The organism is Pseudoalteromonas sp. SWN166, assembly GCF_015864485.1.
Classification (GTDB): domain Bacteria; phylum Pseudomonadota; class Gammaproteobacteria; order Enterobacterales; family Alteromonadaceae; genus Pseudoalteromonas.
The window spans coordinates 14,178-29,406 of record NZ_JADYXB010000003.1 but is presented as its reverse complement, the minus strand read 5'-3'; the positions used below and the strand labels follow the sequence as shown (position 1 = coordinate 29,406).

At 38.6% G+C, this 15,229-nt stretch carries 19 protein-coding genes and 1 pseudogene; 12 read left to right on the top strand and 8 right to left on the bottom strand.

Annotated features, from left to right (window positions below):
* Positions 1-3: 3 nt before the first annotated feature.
* From I6F49_RS02490 to I6F49_RS02445, 10 genes and pseudogenes are all read left to right on the top strand, one after another.
* On the top strand, positions 4-336 hold the full coding sequence (locus tag I6F49_RS02490; protein WP_197178200.1) for a Na+/H+ antiporter subunit G: 333 nt from the start codon (positions 4-6) through the stop codon (positions 334-336).
* A 129-nt stretch (positions 337-465) separates the two neighbouring features.
* The gene (locus I6F49_RS02485) at positions 466-963 is read left to right on the top strand and encodes a DUF2059 domain-containing protein (RefSeq protein WP_197178199.1); all 498 of its coding nucleotides are present in this window, start codon (positions 466-468) and stop codon (positions 961-963) included.
* 385 nt (positions 964-1,348) lie between these two features.
* Positions 1,349-1,792, top strand: a complete 444-nt coding sequence (locus I6F49_RS02480) for a MerR family transcriptional regulator (protein ID WP_165741484.1) — start codon at positions 1,349-1,351, stop codon at positions 1,790-1,792.
* On the top strand, positions 1,782-4,028 hold the full coding sequence (locus I6F49_RS02475) for a heavy metal translocating P-type ATPase (RefSeq protein WP_165741482.1): 2,247 nt from the start codon (positions 1,782-1,784) through the stop codon (positions 4,026-4,028). The genes I6F49_RS02480 and I6F49_RS02475 overlap by 11 nt, the downstream gene beginning before the upstream one ends.
* 20 nt (positions 4,029-4,048) lie before the next feature.
* A complete protein-coding gene (locus I6F49_RS02470) occupies positions 4,049-4,402 on the top strand; it encodes a cupredoxin domain-containing protein (protein ID WP_165728929.1) in 354 nt (117 codons plus the stop codon).
* A gap of 75 nt (positions 4,403-4,477) precedes the next feature.
* Positions 4,478-4,693 (top strand): TIGR02450 family Trp-rich protein, encoded by a 216-nt coding sequence (locus I6F49_RS02465; RefSeq protein ID WP_002958506.1) that lies wholly within the window; start codon positions 4,478-4,480, stop codon positions 4,691-4,693.
* Positions 4,694-5,320: 627 nt separating this feature from the next.
* Positions 5,321-5,533, top strand: a complete 213-nt coding sequence (locus I6F49_RS02460; protein WP_007585535.1) for a calmodulin — start codon at positions 5,321-5,323, stop codon at positions 5,531-5,533.
* Between the two features lie 169 nt (positions 5,534-5,702).
* On the top strand, positions 5,703-5,909 hold the full coding sequence (locus I6F49_RS02455) for a calmodulin (protein WP_165728928.1): 207 nt from the start codon (positions 5,703-5,705) through the stop codon (positions 5,907-5,909).
* A 371-nt stretch (positions 5,910-6,280) separates the two neighbouring features.
* Positions 6,281-6,475: pseudogene (locus I6F49_RS02450) on the top strand (EF-hand domain-containing protein); the annotation flags it as partial.
* A gap of 234 nt (positions 6,476-6,709) precedes the next feature.
* A complete protein-coding gene (locus I6F49_RS02445; protein ID WP_197178198.1) occupies positions 6,710-7,657 on the top strand; it encodes a PDC sensor domain-containing protein in 948 nt (315 codons plus the stop codon).
* A 32-nt stretch (positions 7,658-7,689) separates the two neighbouring features.
* Here the strand turns inward: I6F49_RS02445 and I6F49_RS02440 are convergent, their stop codons facing one another.
* Positions 7,690-9,306 (bottom strand): M28 family metallopeptidase, encoded by a 1,617-nt coding sequence (locus I6F49_RS02440; RefSeq protein WP_197178197.1) that lies wholly within the window; start codon positions 9,304-9,306, stop codon positions 7,690-7,692.
* Positions 9,307-9,448: 142 nt separating this feature from the next.
* Here I6F49_RS02440 and I6F49_RS02435 point away from each other — a divergent pair, with 142 nt between their 5' ends.
* A complete protein-coding gene (locus I6F49_RS02435; RefSeq protein ID WP_197178196.1) occupies positions 9,449-9,598 on the top strand; it encodes a hypothetical protein in 150 nt (49 codons plus the stop codon).
* Positions 9,599-9,611: 13 nt separating this feature from the next.
* Here I6F49_RS02435 and I6F49_RS02430 read toward each other — a convergent pair whose 3' ends face one another.
* Both I6F49_RS02430 and I6F49_RS20605 read right to left on the bottom strand, forming a co-directional pair.
* Complete coding sequence (locus I6F49_RS02430) at positions 9,612-10,466, bottom strand: MBL fold metallo-hydrolase (RefSeq protein ID WP_442961240.1); 855 nt, start codon at positions 10,464-10,466, stop codon at positions 9,612-9,614.
* A gap of 56 nt (positions 10,467-10,522) precedes the next feature.
* On the bottom strand, positions 10,523-10,705 hold the full coding sequence (locus I6F49_RS20605; protein WP_442961239.1) for a hypothetical protein: 183 nt from the start codon (positions 10,703-10,705) through the stop codon (positions 10,523-10,525).
* Positions 10,706-10,827: 122 nt separating this feature from the next.
* On the opposite strand from I6F49_RS20605, the gene I6F49_RS02425 reads away from it, so the two are divergent.
* A complete protein-coding gene (locus I6F49_RS02425; RefSeq protein ID WP_197178195.1) occupies positions 10,828-11,421 on the top strand; it encodes a TetR/AcrR family transcriptional regulator in 594 nt (197 codons plus the stop codon).
* Between the two features lie 69 nt (positions 11,422-11,490).
* Here the strand turns inward: I6F49_RS02425 and I6F49_RS02420 are convergent, their stop codons facing one another.
* From I6F49_RS02420 to I6F49_RS02400, 5 genes are all read right to left on the bottom strand, one after another.
* Positions 11,491-11,730 carry an RNA recognition motif domain-containing protein gene (locus I6F49_RS02420; RefSeq protein ID WP_007585551.1) on the bottom strand — a complete coding sequence of 80 codons (240 nt, stop codon included), beginning with the start codon at positions 11,728-11,730 and terminating at the stop codon, positions 11,491-11,493.
* A 170-nt stretch (positions 11,731-11,900) separates the two neighbouring features.
* Positions 11,901-12,866, bottom strand: a complete 966-nt coding sequence (gene lipA, locus I6F49_RS02415) for a lipoyl synthase (RefSeq protein WP_002958515.1) — start codon at positions 12,864-12,866, stop codon at positions 11,901-11,903.
* The gene (lipB, locus tag I6F49_RS02410) at positions 12,863-13,516 is read right to left on the bottom strand and encodes a lipoyl(octanoyl) transferase LipB (protein WP_166419152.1); all 654 of its coding nucleotides are present in this window, start codon (positions 13,514-13,516) and stop codon (positions 12,863-12,865) included. The genes lipA and lipB overlap by 4 nt, the downstream gene beginning before the upstream one ends.
* Before the next feature lie 19 nt (positions 13,517-13,535).
* Positions 13,536-13,814: a DUF493 family protein YbeD gene (gene ybeD / locus I6F49_RS02405; RefSeq protein WP_197176541.1), complete on the bottom strand. Its 279-nt coding sequence runs from the start codon at positions 13,812-13,814 to the stop codon at positions 13,536-13,538.
* Positions 13,815-13,989: 175 nt separating this feature from the next.
* Complete coding sequence (locus I6F49_RS02400) at positions 13,990-15,153, bottom strand: serine hydrolase (protein WP_165728924.1); 1,164 nt, start codon at positions 15,151-15,153, stop codon at positions 13,990-13,992.
* Positions 15,154-15,229 lie beyond the last annotated feature (76 nt).

The following is a 15,229-nucleotide window of genomic DNA, read 5'->3' as shown; positions in this document are numbered from 1 at the left end:
AGCATGATCAGCGAATGGGTTGTATCAATATTATTATTGTTTGGTGGCGTGTTTATTTTAATTGGCTCCATAGGCTTAGTTAAGTTACCCGACTTTTTTATGCGTTTACACGGGCCAACTAAAGCTACCACGCTTGGTATGGCAAGCATGTTAATTGCGGCTATGGTTTATTTTGCTAATTCAGGGCACGGTCTAAGTGTTAAAGAAATACTGATCACTATATTTTTATTAATTACGGCACCTATTAGTGGCTACATGCTAATAAAGTCCGCAATACATTATAAGCTTAAAGCTAAAGAAGGCACTAAAGGCTTGGATAATGTAGAAGACGATTAACACGTAGTAAACTTATAAAAAGCCGAATAAATTCATTTTATTCGGCTTTTTTAGTCATTGCTTGTACCCTTTACAATACTGATTAATCGTGTGACTATAAAATAATTATTTATATTAAAGGATACTATTATGGGTAAGGCATTACTTTTATCGTTACTGATTTTTTCTAGCAGTTTATACGCAGATGAAGCGGCTAAGCAGCAAAAAATAGATGAACTAATTAATGTAATGAACATGGATGCTATGGTTGATTCTATGTATGGTCAAGTTGAAGGCATGATGAAAGGCATGTCTGATCAAATGGGTGTTAAACCTTCTGAGCAGCCAATTTTTGATAAATACTACGCAGATATGACAGCAGTATTAAAAACGCAAATGAGCTGGGCTAAAATGCAGCCAATGATGGTTAACGTGTACGACAAACATTTTAATGAACAAGAAATTGCCGATATGTTAGCCTTTTATAAAACAGATACTGGGCAAAAAATACTCGCAAAAATGCCAGTTGTAATGCAAGAATCTATGCAAATGTCACAAAGCTTAATGCAAGATGCAATGCCTAAAATACAAGCTTTAGCGCAGCAACTAAGTGACGAATTAAAGCAAAGCCGTAGCGAATCAAACTAGGACATGTAGATCTTTGTGGATTGAATTTGTTCAATCCAAGGAAGATTAACTTGCGGCGCGAGGTTTGTAACCTAGTGGGCTCGGTAACTGCTCCTGCGTTATCGCCTATTTATGGGTAATTACCACACTACACAGGCTCTGACTTGCCTGAATATTAAACATGTCGCTGTAAATTAAACCACCAATGATCCGCACGCCCTAAGATTAATGCGCCTTATTTAGGCGCTTCTTTCCTGAATTACACCCCCTCCAAATAGTACACGCCTGATATCAGCTCAAGTTAACTATATTTGTGTCATTATTTTATTAGTTTTGAAATAGTCATTGACCTATGTGTTGCACCTAGGTTTATTATGAAACTACTGAAACATGACGGAGCTAAATTATGTATGTTAAACAACTCGCCAAGTTAATGGGCGTGACTGCCGATACTGTTCGTCATTACACGCGTGTTGGGTTACTTAATCCAATACGCAGTGAAGAAAATGGCTATCAAGAATATACAAAGCGAGACCAGCAACGTTTAAAGTTTATTATTAGCTCTCGTCAACTTGGTTTTTCACTCAAAGATATTCAACAGATTATAGGCGAGTCAGAGCAGGGGAATTGTCCTTGTCCGTTAACGCGTAAACTCATTACTAAACGCCTAGAAGAAACCGAAGCACTATTTCAAGAAACATTAAAATTACGAAACAGAATGCATGCAGCTCTGGAGCAATGGGATACATCAGCCGATGGTGCAAATACCAGTGACGTGTGTAGTTTAATAGAATCTTTTGTTGATCCAATAAACGATTCTGCAAATAAGGAGCAGCGTAATGACGACTAATACAAAAGACACCGCGCAAAACTTTATTATTGAAGGTGCTAATTGTGGCAGTTGTGTGGCCAAAATTGAAAAAGCCCTCAATAGTGTTCAAGGTGCGCAAAGCGTAGAAATGAACTTTGCTGAGCGTACTGTACGTGTAGAAGGTAAAGCCGACGAAAGCACGCTTATTAAAGCAGTCGAAAACATTGGTTATTCAGCTAAGCCAATGAGTAACGAATCTGATCAAGATGCACTTGATGAAAAAGCAAAGTCAGACGAGGCACATTACAAAAAGCTAATGCGTAATATGATATTAGCGTTAGGAGTCGGTACACCGTTAATGATATACGGGCTTATTTTTGACATGAGTGTAACCACCGACACACAACGAATAGCGTGGTTTTTAGTGGGTATAGTCACGCTTGTAGTTATGGCTATATCAGGTAAACAATTTTACAACGGCGCATGGCAAGCATTTAAAAACCATGCGGCAAATATGGATACATTAATAGCGCTTGGTACAGGTACTGCGTGGTTGTATTCGATGTTTGTAGTAATCGCACCAAATTTATTACCAGAAGTCGCAAGACACGTATATTTTGAAGCGTCATCGATGATCATCGGTTTAATTAGTTTAGGGCTCGCTTTTGAAGTAAAAGCACGTGGGCGAACCTCACAGGCAATTAAACGCTTAATTGGTCTGCAACCAAAAACTGCACGCGTAATACGCGATGATCAAGAGCAAGACATCGACATTAGTGATGTTGTAAAAAATGATGAAGTACGTGTTCGCCCGGGTGAAAAAATCCCTGTAGATGGCGACGTTATTGAAGGCAGCAGTACGGTTGATGAGTCAATGCTTACTGGTGAGCCAATGCCTGCCCGCAAAAAAACGGGCGACAAAGTCGTTGCCGGAAGTATTAATAAAAGTGGCACTTTATTATTTAAAGCCACGCACATTGGTAGCGAAACCACACTTGCCAATATTATCAATATGGTAAAGCGTGCACAAAACTCTAAGCCATCAATAGGGCGCTTAGCTGATGTTATATCAGGGATATTTGTACCAACAGTCATGATTATAGCAGTACTTGCTGGCCTTGCATGGTTAAACTTTGGACCTGAGCCATCAATTGCTTATGCCGTTGTTGCTGTAACCACGGTACTTATTATTGCTTGTCCTTGTGCGCTGGGACTCGCAACCCCTATGTCGGTTATGGTGGGTATTGGTAAAGCCGCTGAGTCGGGAATATTAATTCGAAATGGCGAGTCGCTGCAAACTACATCTAAAATCACCACCATGATTTTAGATAAAACAGGCACTATTACTCAAGGCACACCGCAAGTTACCGATGTGGTTACATTTAACAACAGCGACGAAAATACAGTAATGCAATGTGTTGCAAGCCTTGAAAGTAGCTCAGAGCATCCACTGGCTGAAGCAATTACGGCATACGCTAAAAAGCATGGCTTAACACTGAGTAAAGTTACCGACTTTGATGCCATTACAGGTAAAGGCGTAACTGGCAGTGTTGACGGGCAAACATTGTTATTTGGCAACAAAGCGCTAATGGATAAATACAATGTGAGTGTTGATGATGCAACCGAGCAAGCTCAAACACTTGCCAGTGATGCTAAAACGCCCATGTATTTTGCAAGTAATAATAAGCTCCACGCTATTATTGCTGTAGCAGATCCTATTAAAGAGGATTCAGTAGAAGCGATTAAACGCCTGCAAAATAAAGGTATCCACCTAGTTATGCTAACTGGTGACAACAAAGCCACTGCACAAGCTGTTGCTAAGCAAGTTGGTATTGATGACTTTATTGCAGAAGTAATGCCCGATGACAAAGTAAACGAAGTAACAAAACGCCAAGCCAATGGTGAAATAGTGGGTATGACTGGTGACGGTATTAACGATGCTCCCGCACTTGCGCAAGCCGATGTAGGCTTTGCAATTGGTACAGGTACTGATGTAGCAATAGAAAGTGCAGACATTACCTTAATGCGTGGCTCGTTACATGGCCTTGCTGATGCAATTGCCGTGAGTAATGCAACTATTTCAAATATTAAACAAAACCTATTTGGTGCCTTTATTTATAACGTGGCGGGTATTCCGATTGCAGCCGGCGTGTTGTATCCATTTTTTGGCATATTACTTAACCCCGTTGTAGCAGGAGCTGCTATGGCACTTTCATCGCTTACTGTGGTAAGTAACGCTAATCGCTTACGTTTTTTCAAACCAAATAAATCGTAATTTAAGCTAAGGAGTACATTATGTTGATGATTAATATAGGTGGTGCACTGTTAATAGCCGCAATTATTTATTGGTTTTGGCTATACAAACCAGAGCAAACACAAAGTGATGACAATAAAGTAACGATAGTCGTTGATAACGGTATCTATAAGCCTGGCCATATTCAAGTGGCTGCCAACAAAGAGGTTGTACTTACCTTTGATAGAAAAGACAGCGCACCGTGCGCCGAAACAGTGATATTTCCACAGCTTGATATAAGTAAAGCTCTGGCAATGGGTGATGGTAATACAGTTAAACTACCTGCGCTTGAAGCTGGTGAATATGACTTTCATTGCCAAATGCAAATGTACAAAGGTAAGCTAGTTGCGCAGTAACCTGAACTAAGTAGGTGTTGGGGTCGTATAGTTGCTTTATATAAGCTGTGATATTAGCAGGAGTCGCTATATTAAATGAATAAATTAAACCCTAAAAAATTATTGAATAGTAAATGGACCGCAACACCTGCTATAAATAAAGAAAAGCACTTTATTATTGTTGAGGTGGAATTTGATGAAGACGGCAATGTAATTGAGTGTATTACCGAGGCTGTTATGTCAAAAAATCAATATCCAATTAGTTGGCGAGATTTAAAAGACAACCAAAAGTGGCTACAAGGGTGGAAGTAGTTTAAATCTATATAATTTACCTCCCTCAAATAGTGGCACTTTTAGCGGTACTTTTGCAGATGGCTGGCACACGATGTAGGTTTGCTTAACTCAAGCGAACCTATATTTTACGGCGCATTAAGTTATGAACTCAATGCTATAACTTAGCTTTCACATTGCAACCTTTCTAGATGAATTCGCCATTTGGCAACAAAACAGTTAATTTCAAAATATCACTTCACAATTTTTATAAAATACCTCAAAAAAATATAACTATCTAATTTTAAATAAGTTTATTTTTTAATAAACTTGAATAAATCCTATGTAATTTCCATGTTCATATTCAGTTTATTTTGAAGACGAACCTAAATGCTCCCGTCACTGGCTTTTTAGCTAAAGTGTGTCTTTTTAATTAAAGTTAACTTATTGATTTATATTGGCTTATTTTTTTTAGTTAAATGACTGTTGCTAAAAAGCAACAAAAGCATCTCCCCAAATTTAGCTTCTCTCGCTTTATATTGTTTAACCCATTGTTTTTAAATAACAAATAAAAAGTGGCATCGAAGTTGTAATACCAAGAGTGTATTAAGCAAAACGTGATGAAAGCCAAAGGCCTTAATCGCAACAACCCAATGAAGGAATACTATTATGAAAACATTTCAATCAACATTAGTACTAATGGCGCTAGCTTCTTCATCAGCGGCTTTTGCAGCAACAGATTTTGATACGCTAGACGTAGATGGTAATGGCGCAATCAGCCAAGCCGAAGCTTCAGTAGATGCTGAGCTTTTAAGCAAATTTGAAGAACTCGATACAAACCAAGATGGTGAGCTATCTGAAGATGAGTTTTCTAAGGCCTAAAATTAAAGCCTTAAGCAGTTAATGCTCTGTGATGTTATCTAAATTCTGAGTTGCCAAAGACAACCTAAGTAGGCAAGGGAGCCTACTAAAAAGAATAACCAGGAAGTGACTAGAGAACACTATTGAGCAAATTTATTTAGGACACCGCATACTTTTGAAGGATTAAATTATGAAAAAGCTACAATCAATATTTGTGCTCATAGCTATTGTTTCCTCGTCAGTTGTATTTGCAAACACAGACTTTGAAACACTTGATACAGGCGGCAATGCTTTAATTAATCGCTCTGAAAAATCGGCGCAAGTGATAGAGCAATTTGACGAGCTGAATGTTCAAAGTAGTGGTGGTCCGACAGAAAATGATTTTTTTGAATATTAATTTATTCAAACTTTACTCCTAAAGGATCTTTGAAAAGGACTTCTTACCTCTCTCTTATCAGGCACAAAGCCTAAGGAAACGCTTATGAAAACATTACACAAAACTTTAGGGCGTATTGATCTTTGTGGATTGAAATTTGTTCAATCTAGGAACGATTAAATCGCGGCGCGAGGTTTGTAACCTAGTGGGCTAAGTAAAAACCGAGCAACAAAGAGTTAATAGTCCCTAGAAAGAACCCAAAGGGCAGCGCATGTTTGGTATTTATGCTGCGTTATCGCCTATTTATGGGGAATAACCACACTACATAGGCTCTGCCTTGCCTAAAAACCAAACAGACTGCTGCAAATTCACCCACCAAAGATCAACACGCCCTACCACTTGTAGCCCTAGCTTCTTCTTCAGCGGCGTTTGCTGCGGTAGATTTTGATTCTTTTGATACTGATGGCGACGGCGTAATTAGCAAATCAGAAGCAGAAGTAAACTCGCAACTAGTACAGTTATTTGATCAATTAGATACAGATGGAAATGGCGAGTTATCTAAAGAAGAGTTTTCAAAGGTTCAATAACAGGCTCTATATTTAAGTTAGTCGTAAAGCCTTACCAGTCATACTCACAAAGCAGCTAAGTATTTAATACTTAGCTGCTTTTTTTGTGCATTAAAAATATTAGTAAGCTATTTTTCACCAAAACAGTGCAGCCTTTAATTTATTAAATCTGTAAGTTAATGATTTTATTTTAGTTTAATACTTGGTTTTAAACTTGCTTAGCTACTTATAAAGCGAATTTATGAGTATAAATGTATGGCAAGAATGAGTTATATCAGTAGTGTTGAGCGCTACCATGAGTACGAGCACGTGATACACAGTTTGCTTGAATCTATTTTAATGAGCATTGAAGATGGACTGACCAAAGAGCGTGATACACGCTATCTTATTAAGCAATATCCATTTTTAGAATTACAGTATTGCTTAAATGCAGAAGGTTTACAGCAGGGTAATAATGTCTGCTTTAAACGCGCCTATATAAAAAAGTTAGGGGCGAGTGGTAATCAGCAAGATTTAAGTGAGCGACCCTATTTTTTGAACGCTAAAGCAAGTGATAAAGTGTGCTTTACTGATCCCTACATTTCTATAGCGACTAACCATTTATGTATATCTGCAATAAAAGAGCTCAAAAAACCAATTAATAATCAACATTACTTGGTCGTTGATGTGAGTTTAACGCAGCTTATTGAGTTTATAATGGGGGATACAGCACGAGCCAATATGTCTCCTTATTTTAAAGCGGGGTACGGAATTATAGTTGCGTGTTTATTTAGCTTAGTGCTGTTTTTATTAAACATTGTATTTGGCGATATATACGCTTTATTAACCCATGTAGATACCTCCTCAGATCCGCTAGAGCCCTTTAGCATTATTATTTATATCACCTTGGCATTAGCAGTATTCGATTTAGGTAAAACAATACTTGAAGAAGAAATCCTTATGCATAAGGATATTTTTAGGCATTCATCTACGCGGCGTACCATCACACGGTTTATATCTACAGTGCTGATTGCTATATCAATTGAGGCGCTGTTAACCATGTTTAAGGCAGCACTTGGGCAGGCGGAATATTTAATGCCTGCAATAGCGATGATGCTGGCAGTGGTAGGGCTTTTAATTGCACTGGCTATTTATGTTTATTTAGGTGCAAAGGCCGAAACGTTATTAATGCAAGCTCGTATAAAGCAAAAACCCTCCAACTAGGAGGGTTTTATATTACTCAGTAATAGCTATTACTACTTATCTTGTGCGCGCTTAGCTTTAAAGTCAGACTCGCTAGTCCACTTTGGCCAATCGCCATTGTTTGCAAGTTGAGCGGCTATATCAACAATAAGATCTATATCTTGCTTAACTCCCTCTAGCGACCAATCAGCAGAGTAGTCGTCTGCTTCTTTATGGTATTTATGCGCAATGTACTCAGGGTCGGTATCGCCCAGGCTCATAAATAATAAACTAGGCACGCCTTGCTTAGAAAGCGAGAAATGATCAGATCTAAAAAACAAGCCATTTTGCGGGCGAGGATCCATTTTAACAACACGGCCTTGTGATTTTGCAGCCTTCGCTAAATAGTTTTCCATTGTCGATAAGTCTTTACCGTATTGTAAAATGTAGTCAGTACCATCAAGCACGTTCATGCCATCAATATTTAATAAACCGACCATTTTTTTTGTTGGTACAACCGCGCCCGATGCAAACTCTTCAGAACCAATTAATCCCGTTTCTTCTGCTGTAAAGTTAGCAAAAATAATTGAGCGTTTAAATGGTTTTTGCTTGTTCATTTCGCTCATGATGCGTGCAATTTCAAGAGTTGCTGCTGTGCCAGAAGCATTATCTACTGCGCCATTGTAAATTTTAGGACCAGTGTCGGTTTGCTTCGTACCAAAATGATCCCAATGTGCGCTTATAACCACGTACTCGTCAGGTGATTCGCTACCTGTAATTTGTGCAACGACGTTATGCGATTTTGCATGGGATATTTCGTTTTTAAAAACTAGGTTTGCTTTTAAGTTAAGAGGCGTCGCTTTAAAGTCATCACTTAATGCTGCTTGCTTTAAATCTTGATAGTTTAGCTTTGCAGCATTAAACATTTGCTCGGTCGCATCAAGTGTTAGCCAGCCCATAACCGGTAATTTTGATGCGTTTAAGTTGTTATCCATTAACGTGTATTTAGTACCCGTGTTTGAGCTTTCAACTACGCCCCAAGGGTACGCTGCGGGTGCTGTTTCGTGGACAATAAATACAGCCTTTGCACCTTGGCGAGCCGCTTCTTCATATTTATAAGTCCAGCGACCGTAGTAGGTCATTGCATTGCCAGTAAATAAGGCATCATTTTGAGTCGCAAAGCCTGGGTCGTTAACTAGCACAACCACTGTTTTACCCGTTACATCAATATTTTTATAATCATTCCACTTATATTCTGGCGCATTAATACCATAGCCAACGAATACAACGTCAGAGTTACGTACATCAATTAATGGCTGAAGTTGCTCGGTACGTGCAGTGAAGTCTTTACCTGATTCAAAGCTTAAATCACCTACCTTTAACTGCATATCCTGATTAGCCGTCACCATTGCCATTTTTACAGGCTGTAAGTATTTACCCTTATAAGCTCCGGTTAAACCCAGCGCTTTATATTGCTCGCTTAAGTAGCCTACTGTTTTTACTTCGCCATGAGTAAGCGGGCCGCGGCCTTCAAAGTCATCCGAGGCTAGCGTTTTAATATGTTGTTTAATATTGCTAAGGCTTACACCAGGTGTGTTTTCAAGGTTGGTTTGCTCATCAACAGGGTCTGAGCAGCCAAATAAGGTAACTAGCAAGCTTAAGCTTGCGCCTTTTAAAAGAGTCGATGCCATAGTCTTCATATTGTTATTTAATTAGGCTTTCAATATAAAGGAAGCACCGCAGCGATGTCGAATTTTTATCGAAAACTTTTCACGCAATTGCAGATTAGTTTTATAAGGTGTATAAATAACGAACAACCTAAAGGAGCATATAATGAGCCAATGTAAAAAAAGTGGGTATTTATTTATAGCTAGTGGGATTGCATTTTGTGCTGCAGCATTATTAGCTGAGCAAGCAATGTTTTTTGCCTTAGCTGCAGCCTTTGTTGTACTAGGCACAATTACTATAAAAAAAGCGGCTTAATAGCCGCTTAGTTTTATTTAAATGATTGCAACCACCACTTATCGTGTATGGGGGCATCATTTATTGTAAATATTTGACCAAACTGTGGTGTACTTAATGCAACGTTATTGGCTGTACTTGCTGCTGTCACTCGCTCAAGTGGGTCTATCCAGGTATGAAACGCTAAATCAAATGTACCATTATGAATGGGCACCATGATTTTACCTTGCAAGTCCAAGTGCGCCTTAACAGACTCTTCCGGCGTCATATGAATATCGGCCCAGTCTTTATCATAAGCACCGGTTTCAATAAGCGTTAAATCAAATGGCCCGTACTTGTTACCTATTTCTTTAAAGCCAGCAAAGTAGCCTGAGTCACCACTGAAAAAGAGGTTTTGTTCCTTTGATTTAATAACCCACGACCCCCACAAGGTATTATTTGTATCACTAATACCTCGGCCAGAAAAATGCTGAGTAGGTGTAAAGGCAACTAATGCATGCTCAGTTTCTTGTTCTTGCCACCAATTAAATGAAGATATTTTACTTGGTTCAATCCCCCATTTTTGTAAATCAGTTTCAACACCTAAAGGAACATAAAACTGTTTTGTTTTTGCAGCTAGTTGTTTTACAGCTGCTTTATCAAGGTGGTCGTAATGATTATGCGATATAAGCACTCTATCTATCTCAGGTAGATCAGTAATGCTAATTGGAGTGGGCGAAAAGCGTTTTGGTCCTAAAAACGAAAATGGCGAAGCGCGCTCACTAAATACGGGATCAAGTAGCCAGTATTCACCATGCACTTTTAATAGCACCGTAGAGTGCCCTAATTTAACTACGTGAATGGTATTATTGCTTAATTTATCTAGCATATCTTTTGTTAATGAGTGCATAGGCACCGGACTAGAAGGGCTAATATTGGTACGTTTTTCTTTAATATAGCGCGCTATTAGTCCCAGTGTTTTTTCAATGTAGTCGGCTCAACTTTGGCATCGTTGTGAAACTTACCATTGTCAAAATGCTTAATATTAGCTGTATTTTCTAACCCATGAGCAACTAAACTTTTATTCACGCTATACACTCTACAAATAATGACGGCGATGATCACAACTAACCATTTAAAAAATGTCATCGTTAAACCTTAAAGTAAACTAGTGAGTGTAGTTTTTCATTGTTTATATAAAAAGTAAACTACTTAGTGCATTTTTTTATTGTTTGGTTAAAATACATGTATAAGTAATTGAAGATCCCATTATGAAATTATCAGAAAAAAAACGCATAGATATATTAGAAGCTGCAGAGCAATTATTTTATGAAAATGGTGTAGAGCATACCAGTATGGATCAAATTGCTGCTAAAGCGGGTGCATCAAAGCGTACTGTGTATAACCATTTTATGACTAAAGACGAACTGTTTCAGGCTATATTATCAACGATGCTGGCTAAAATTAATCATGGTGATATTATTCCCTTTGATAAAAACAAGCCTATTGAGCAGCAACTTAGCGCTATTGCAGAGCAAGAAGTAGGGATGCTCACTTCCCCCGATTTTTTACGCATTGCTAAAATAGCTTTTATGCAAATGCTACAAGAGCCACAGCTAGCTAAATCTTTGAGCAATAATACAATGGGATGTATGAGCTACTTTGAAGGTTTTTTAAAAGAGGCTACTAAGGCTAATACTTTAAAAGTTGATGACTTAAACATTGCAGCAAAACAGTTTGTGTATCAGTTAAAGTCTTTTGTATTTTATCCGTTGCTTTATGGGTTTGAAAAAGCAGAAGAGCAGCAAAATAATAAAGTAATAGAGCAAACTGTTAGTTTGTTTTTAGCTAAATATAAAGCCTAAATACAATACTGTGCACTAAAAGCAAAAAACCAGCATTAGCTGGTTTTTTAGCATAAGTTGCAGTTAGCTTTAAGCGTCTGCAAGTTTTACGCGGATCTTACTTTTATCAACAGTAGATTGGTTAAGTGCTTTAATAGCGCTTTTACTTTCTATGTCGTTTGGCATTTCTAAAAAGGCAAAACCTTTAGATTGGCCAGTTTCTTTATCAAGTACTAAGTTACAGGTAGTCACTTTACCGTGCTCTGCAAATAAAGTACGAAGCTCATGCTCTGTGGTAGCACGAGACAAGTTACGAACTAATAGTTTCATAATGAACCTAAATAATTATGTCAGTACTAATTATCTCAACTTAGATGGGTTTAACCTAATTTTATTTGATAAATGGTAAAAAAAATTTATCACATACAAAAATGCCGTTAGTTTAATTTATTAACTAACGGCATTTTTTACTATAAAAGTAGTTTAATACTTAAGTTTATTTATTTCACTTCTTTACCAGCGGCTTGTTGATCTGCGTGGTAGCTTGAGCGTACAAACGGGCCTGAAGCCGCGTGAGTAAAGCCAATTTCGTCTGCATACGCTTTTAAGCCATCAAACTCTACTGGTGGCACGTAGCGCTTAACCGGTAAGTGATGCTTAGAAGGTTGTAGGTATTGGCCTACAGTTAGCATGTCAACGTTATGCGCACGTAAATCGCGAAGTACTTCTTCAATTTCGCTAATCTCTTCACCTAAACCTACCATTAAGCCTGATTTAGTTTTAACTTCTGGGTGAGCTTCTTTGAAGCGACGAAGTAATTCTAATGACCATTTGTAGTCAGCACCTGGACGAGCTAGTTTGTATAAACGTGGCGCAGTTTCAAGATTGTGGTTAAACACATCAGGTGGCGTCTCGATTAATATCTCTAGTGCACGGTCCATACGACCGCGAAAATCTGGTACTAAAATTTCGATAGTGATTGTTGGATTGTGCTTACGAATTTCGCGAATACAATCAGCAAAGTGTTGTGCACCACCATCACGTAAATCATCACGGTCAACCGAAGTGATTACAACGTAGCTTAGCTTCATATCTTTAATCGTAAGTGCTAGCTTTTCAGGTTCAGTGGCATCAGGTTTTAATGGGCGACCATGGGCAACATCACAAAATGGGCAACGGCGAGTACATATTGCACCTAAAATCATAAAAGTAGCTGTACCGTGGTTAAAACATTCTGATAGGTTAGGGCACGAAGCCTCTTCACATACCGAGTGTAAGCCATGTTTACGTAGCGCTTTTTTAATGCCGTCAATGCGATCGGTAGATTTAGGTAAGCGAATTTTTAACCATTCTGGCTTACGTAACATTTCAGTTTTTTCTGTAGGTAAAACTTTTACTGGGATCAACGCCATTTTTTCTGCGTCGCGTAGTTTTACACCTGGTTCCATTTTGACTGGTTTATTCATTCGTTTTCAAACCCTTCAGTATGCTTAACCTGTGTTGCATTAAGCTTATTGATCATGTGTTTCACCAATCCTTCACCCGCACTTTCTAGGTTTTGAGGACCATCTAATTCTTTAGTTTGCACCATATTCATGCCCGCATAACCACATGGGTTAATGCGTAAAAATGGACTTAGGTCCATATTAACATTTAATGCTAAGCCATGAAACGAGCAACCACGACGAACTCTTAACCCAAGAGATGCAATTTTGCTGTCGTTAACGTAAACACCTGGTGCATCAGCTTTAGCATACGCCTTGATACCGTATTCGGCGAGTGATTCAATAATGCACTCTTCAAGCCACGTAACTAGTTCACGTACACCAATTTTTAAACGACGTAGATTAAATAATACATACATCATTTGCTGGCCAGGGCCGTGATAAGTTACTTGCCCGCCACGGTCAACTTTAATCACCTCAATGTCGCCAGGAGCAAGTAAGTGTTCGTCCTTACCAGCTTGACCTTGGGTGAATACACTCTCGTGCTCTACAAGCCAAATTTCATCTGGCGTATTTTCATCACGGGTGTCGGTAAAGTCCTGCATTTTTTGCCAAATTGGCATATAACGCTGGCGACCCAGTTGGCGTACGATCAAAGTGTTTTCGTTCACAACAAATCTCAACTATGGATTAAAGCATGTGGCGTACGTCATCAATATTGCTGATCACGTTGTAAATTTCTTCAATGTGTTTGCCACTAGTAACTGTTGCTATAAGGCTTACTGACTCGTAATTACCTTTACTGCTTGGTTTTACTTTAGGGGCGTAATCGCCAGGTGCTATTGGTTGTAACTTAGCTAAAATTTGATCAGTTAAGTTTACATTAGCTAAACCCATTATTCTGAATGTAAATGGGCAAGGGTACTCTAGGTACTCATCAAATTTAGTATCTTTAACAGGTTGAACCACGACGGTGACTCCTCATACAAAAGTGTGGACTCTATGCAAGCTCGAAGCTTAATACAGATAGGCAATTAGCAGTCTTGCTTATATGGGGCGCATTCTAACATTTTTCAAGCAAAAAAAAACGCCTCACAGTGGAGACGTTTAAATTAGTTACCCACGTTAGTAGGGCAACTGTAAATTACTGCATTATCTGTAAACGTAAGTAATCATAAATTTTGCTAAAGAAGCTGCCTTCTTCCACTTCTTCAAGTGTTACTAGCGGGTATTGAGCAATATCTTCGCCCTCTAGTTGTAAGAATAACGTACCTACTTTAGTACCTTTAGCAAGTGGTGCTTCAAGCGTGTTATCTAGCTCAAAGTTAGCTTTAAGGTTTTTATGCTGACCACGTGGGATAGTAATCGGTGTATCTTCTAAAATACCTAAAGATACATTTTCTTTGTTACCCATCCAAATACGTTGTTCTGCAAAGCTATCGCCTGCTTTGTACGGAGTAATTGTTTCATAAAAACGAAAACCATAGTTAAGTAGCTTTTTACTTTCTACTTTACGAGCACGTTCGCTGGTAGTACCCATAACAACAGCAATTAAACGCATATCGTTTTTAGTTGCTGAGGTAACTAGGCTGTAGCCTGCTTCTGATGTATGGCCAGTTTTAATACCGTCAACATCTAAGCTTTCGTCCCACAATAATGAGTTACGGTTATATTGCTTAATGCCGTTATAAGTAAATGACTTTTGCTTATAAAGTGCGTATTCATCGGGTACATCACGAATAAGTGCAGCACCAAGTGTCGCCATATCGCGCGGAGTTGTGAAGTGCTCGTCAGTATCAAGGCCGTGGCTGTTGATAAAGTGGCTGTTGCTCATACCTAATTTAGCAGCATGTGCATTCATTAAATCAGCAAATGCGCTTTCGCTTCCAGCAATATGCTCAGCCATTGCAACACATGCATCATTACCAGATTGAATAATAATACCGTGGTTAAGCTGATCAACACTAATTTGCTTACCTACTTCAATAAACATTTTAGAAGATTCTGGGAAGTTTTTAGCCCATGCTTTTTCGCTTACCGTTACCATATCGGTATTGGCAATGTTACCGGCTTTAATTTCAGTACCAATTACATAACTGGTCATCATTTTAGTTAAACTTGCAGGTGCTAGCTGTGTGTCAGCTTCACCTTCAGCAATTACTTTACCAGTTGTAAAGTCGACTAAAAAATAACCTTTTGCATTAACTTGAGGTGGTGCCGGAATAATTTGGGCGCTGGCTGAGAATACGGCGGCTGTACAAACTAGGCCGCATACACCTTTGAGGATTTTATGTTTAATAGATTTCATCATACTCATTAATGGTTAAAGTTAAAGATTCGCGTTACGCCATTTTATACCCAAACTACCCTGAGATGCGAGCATC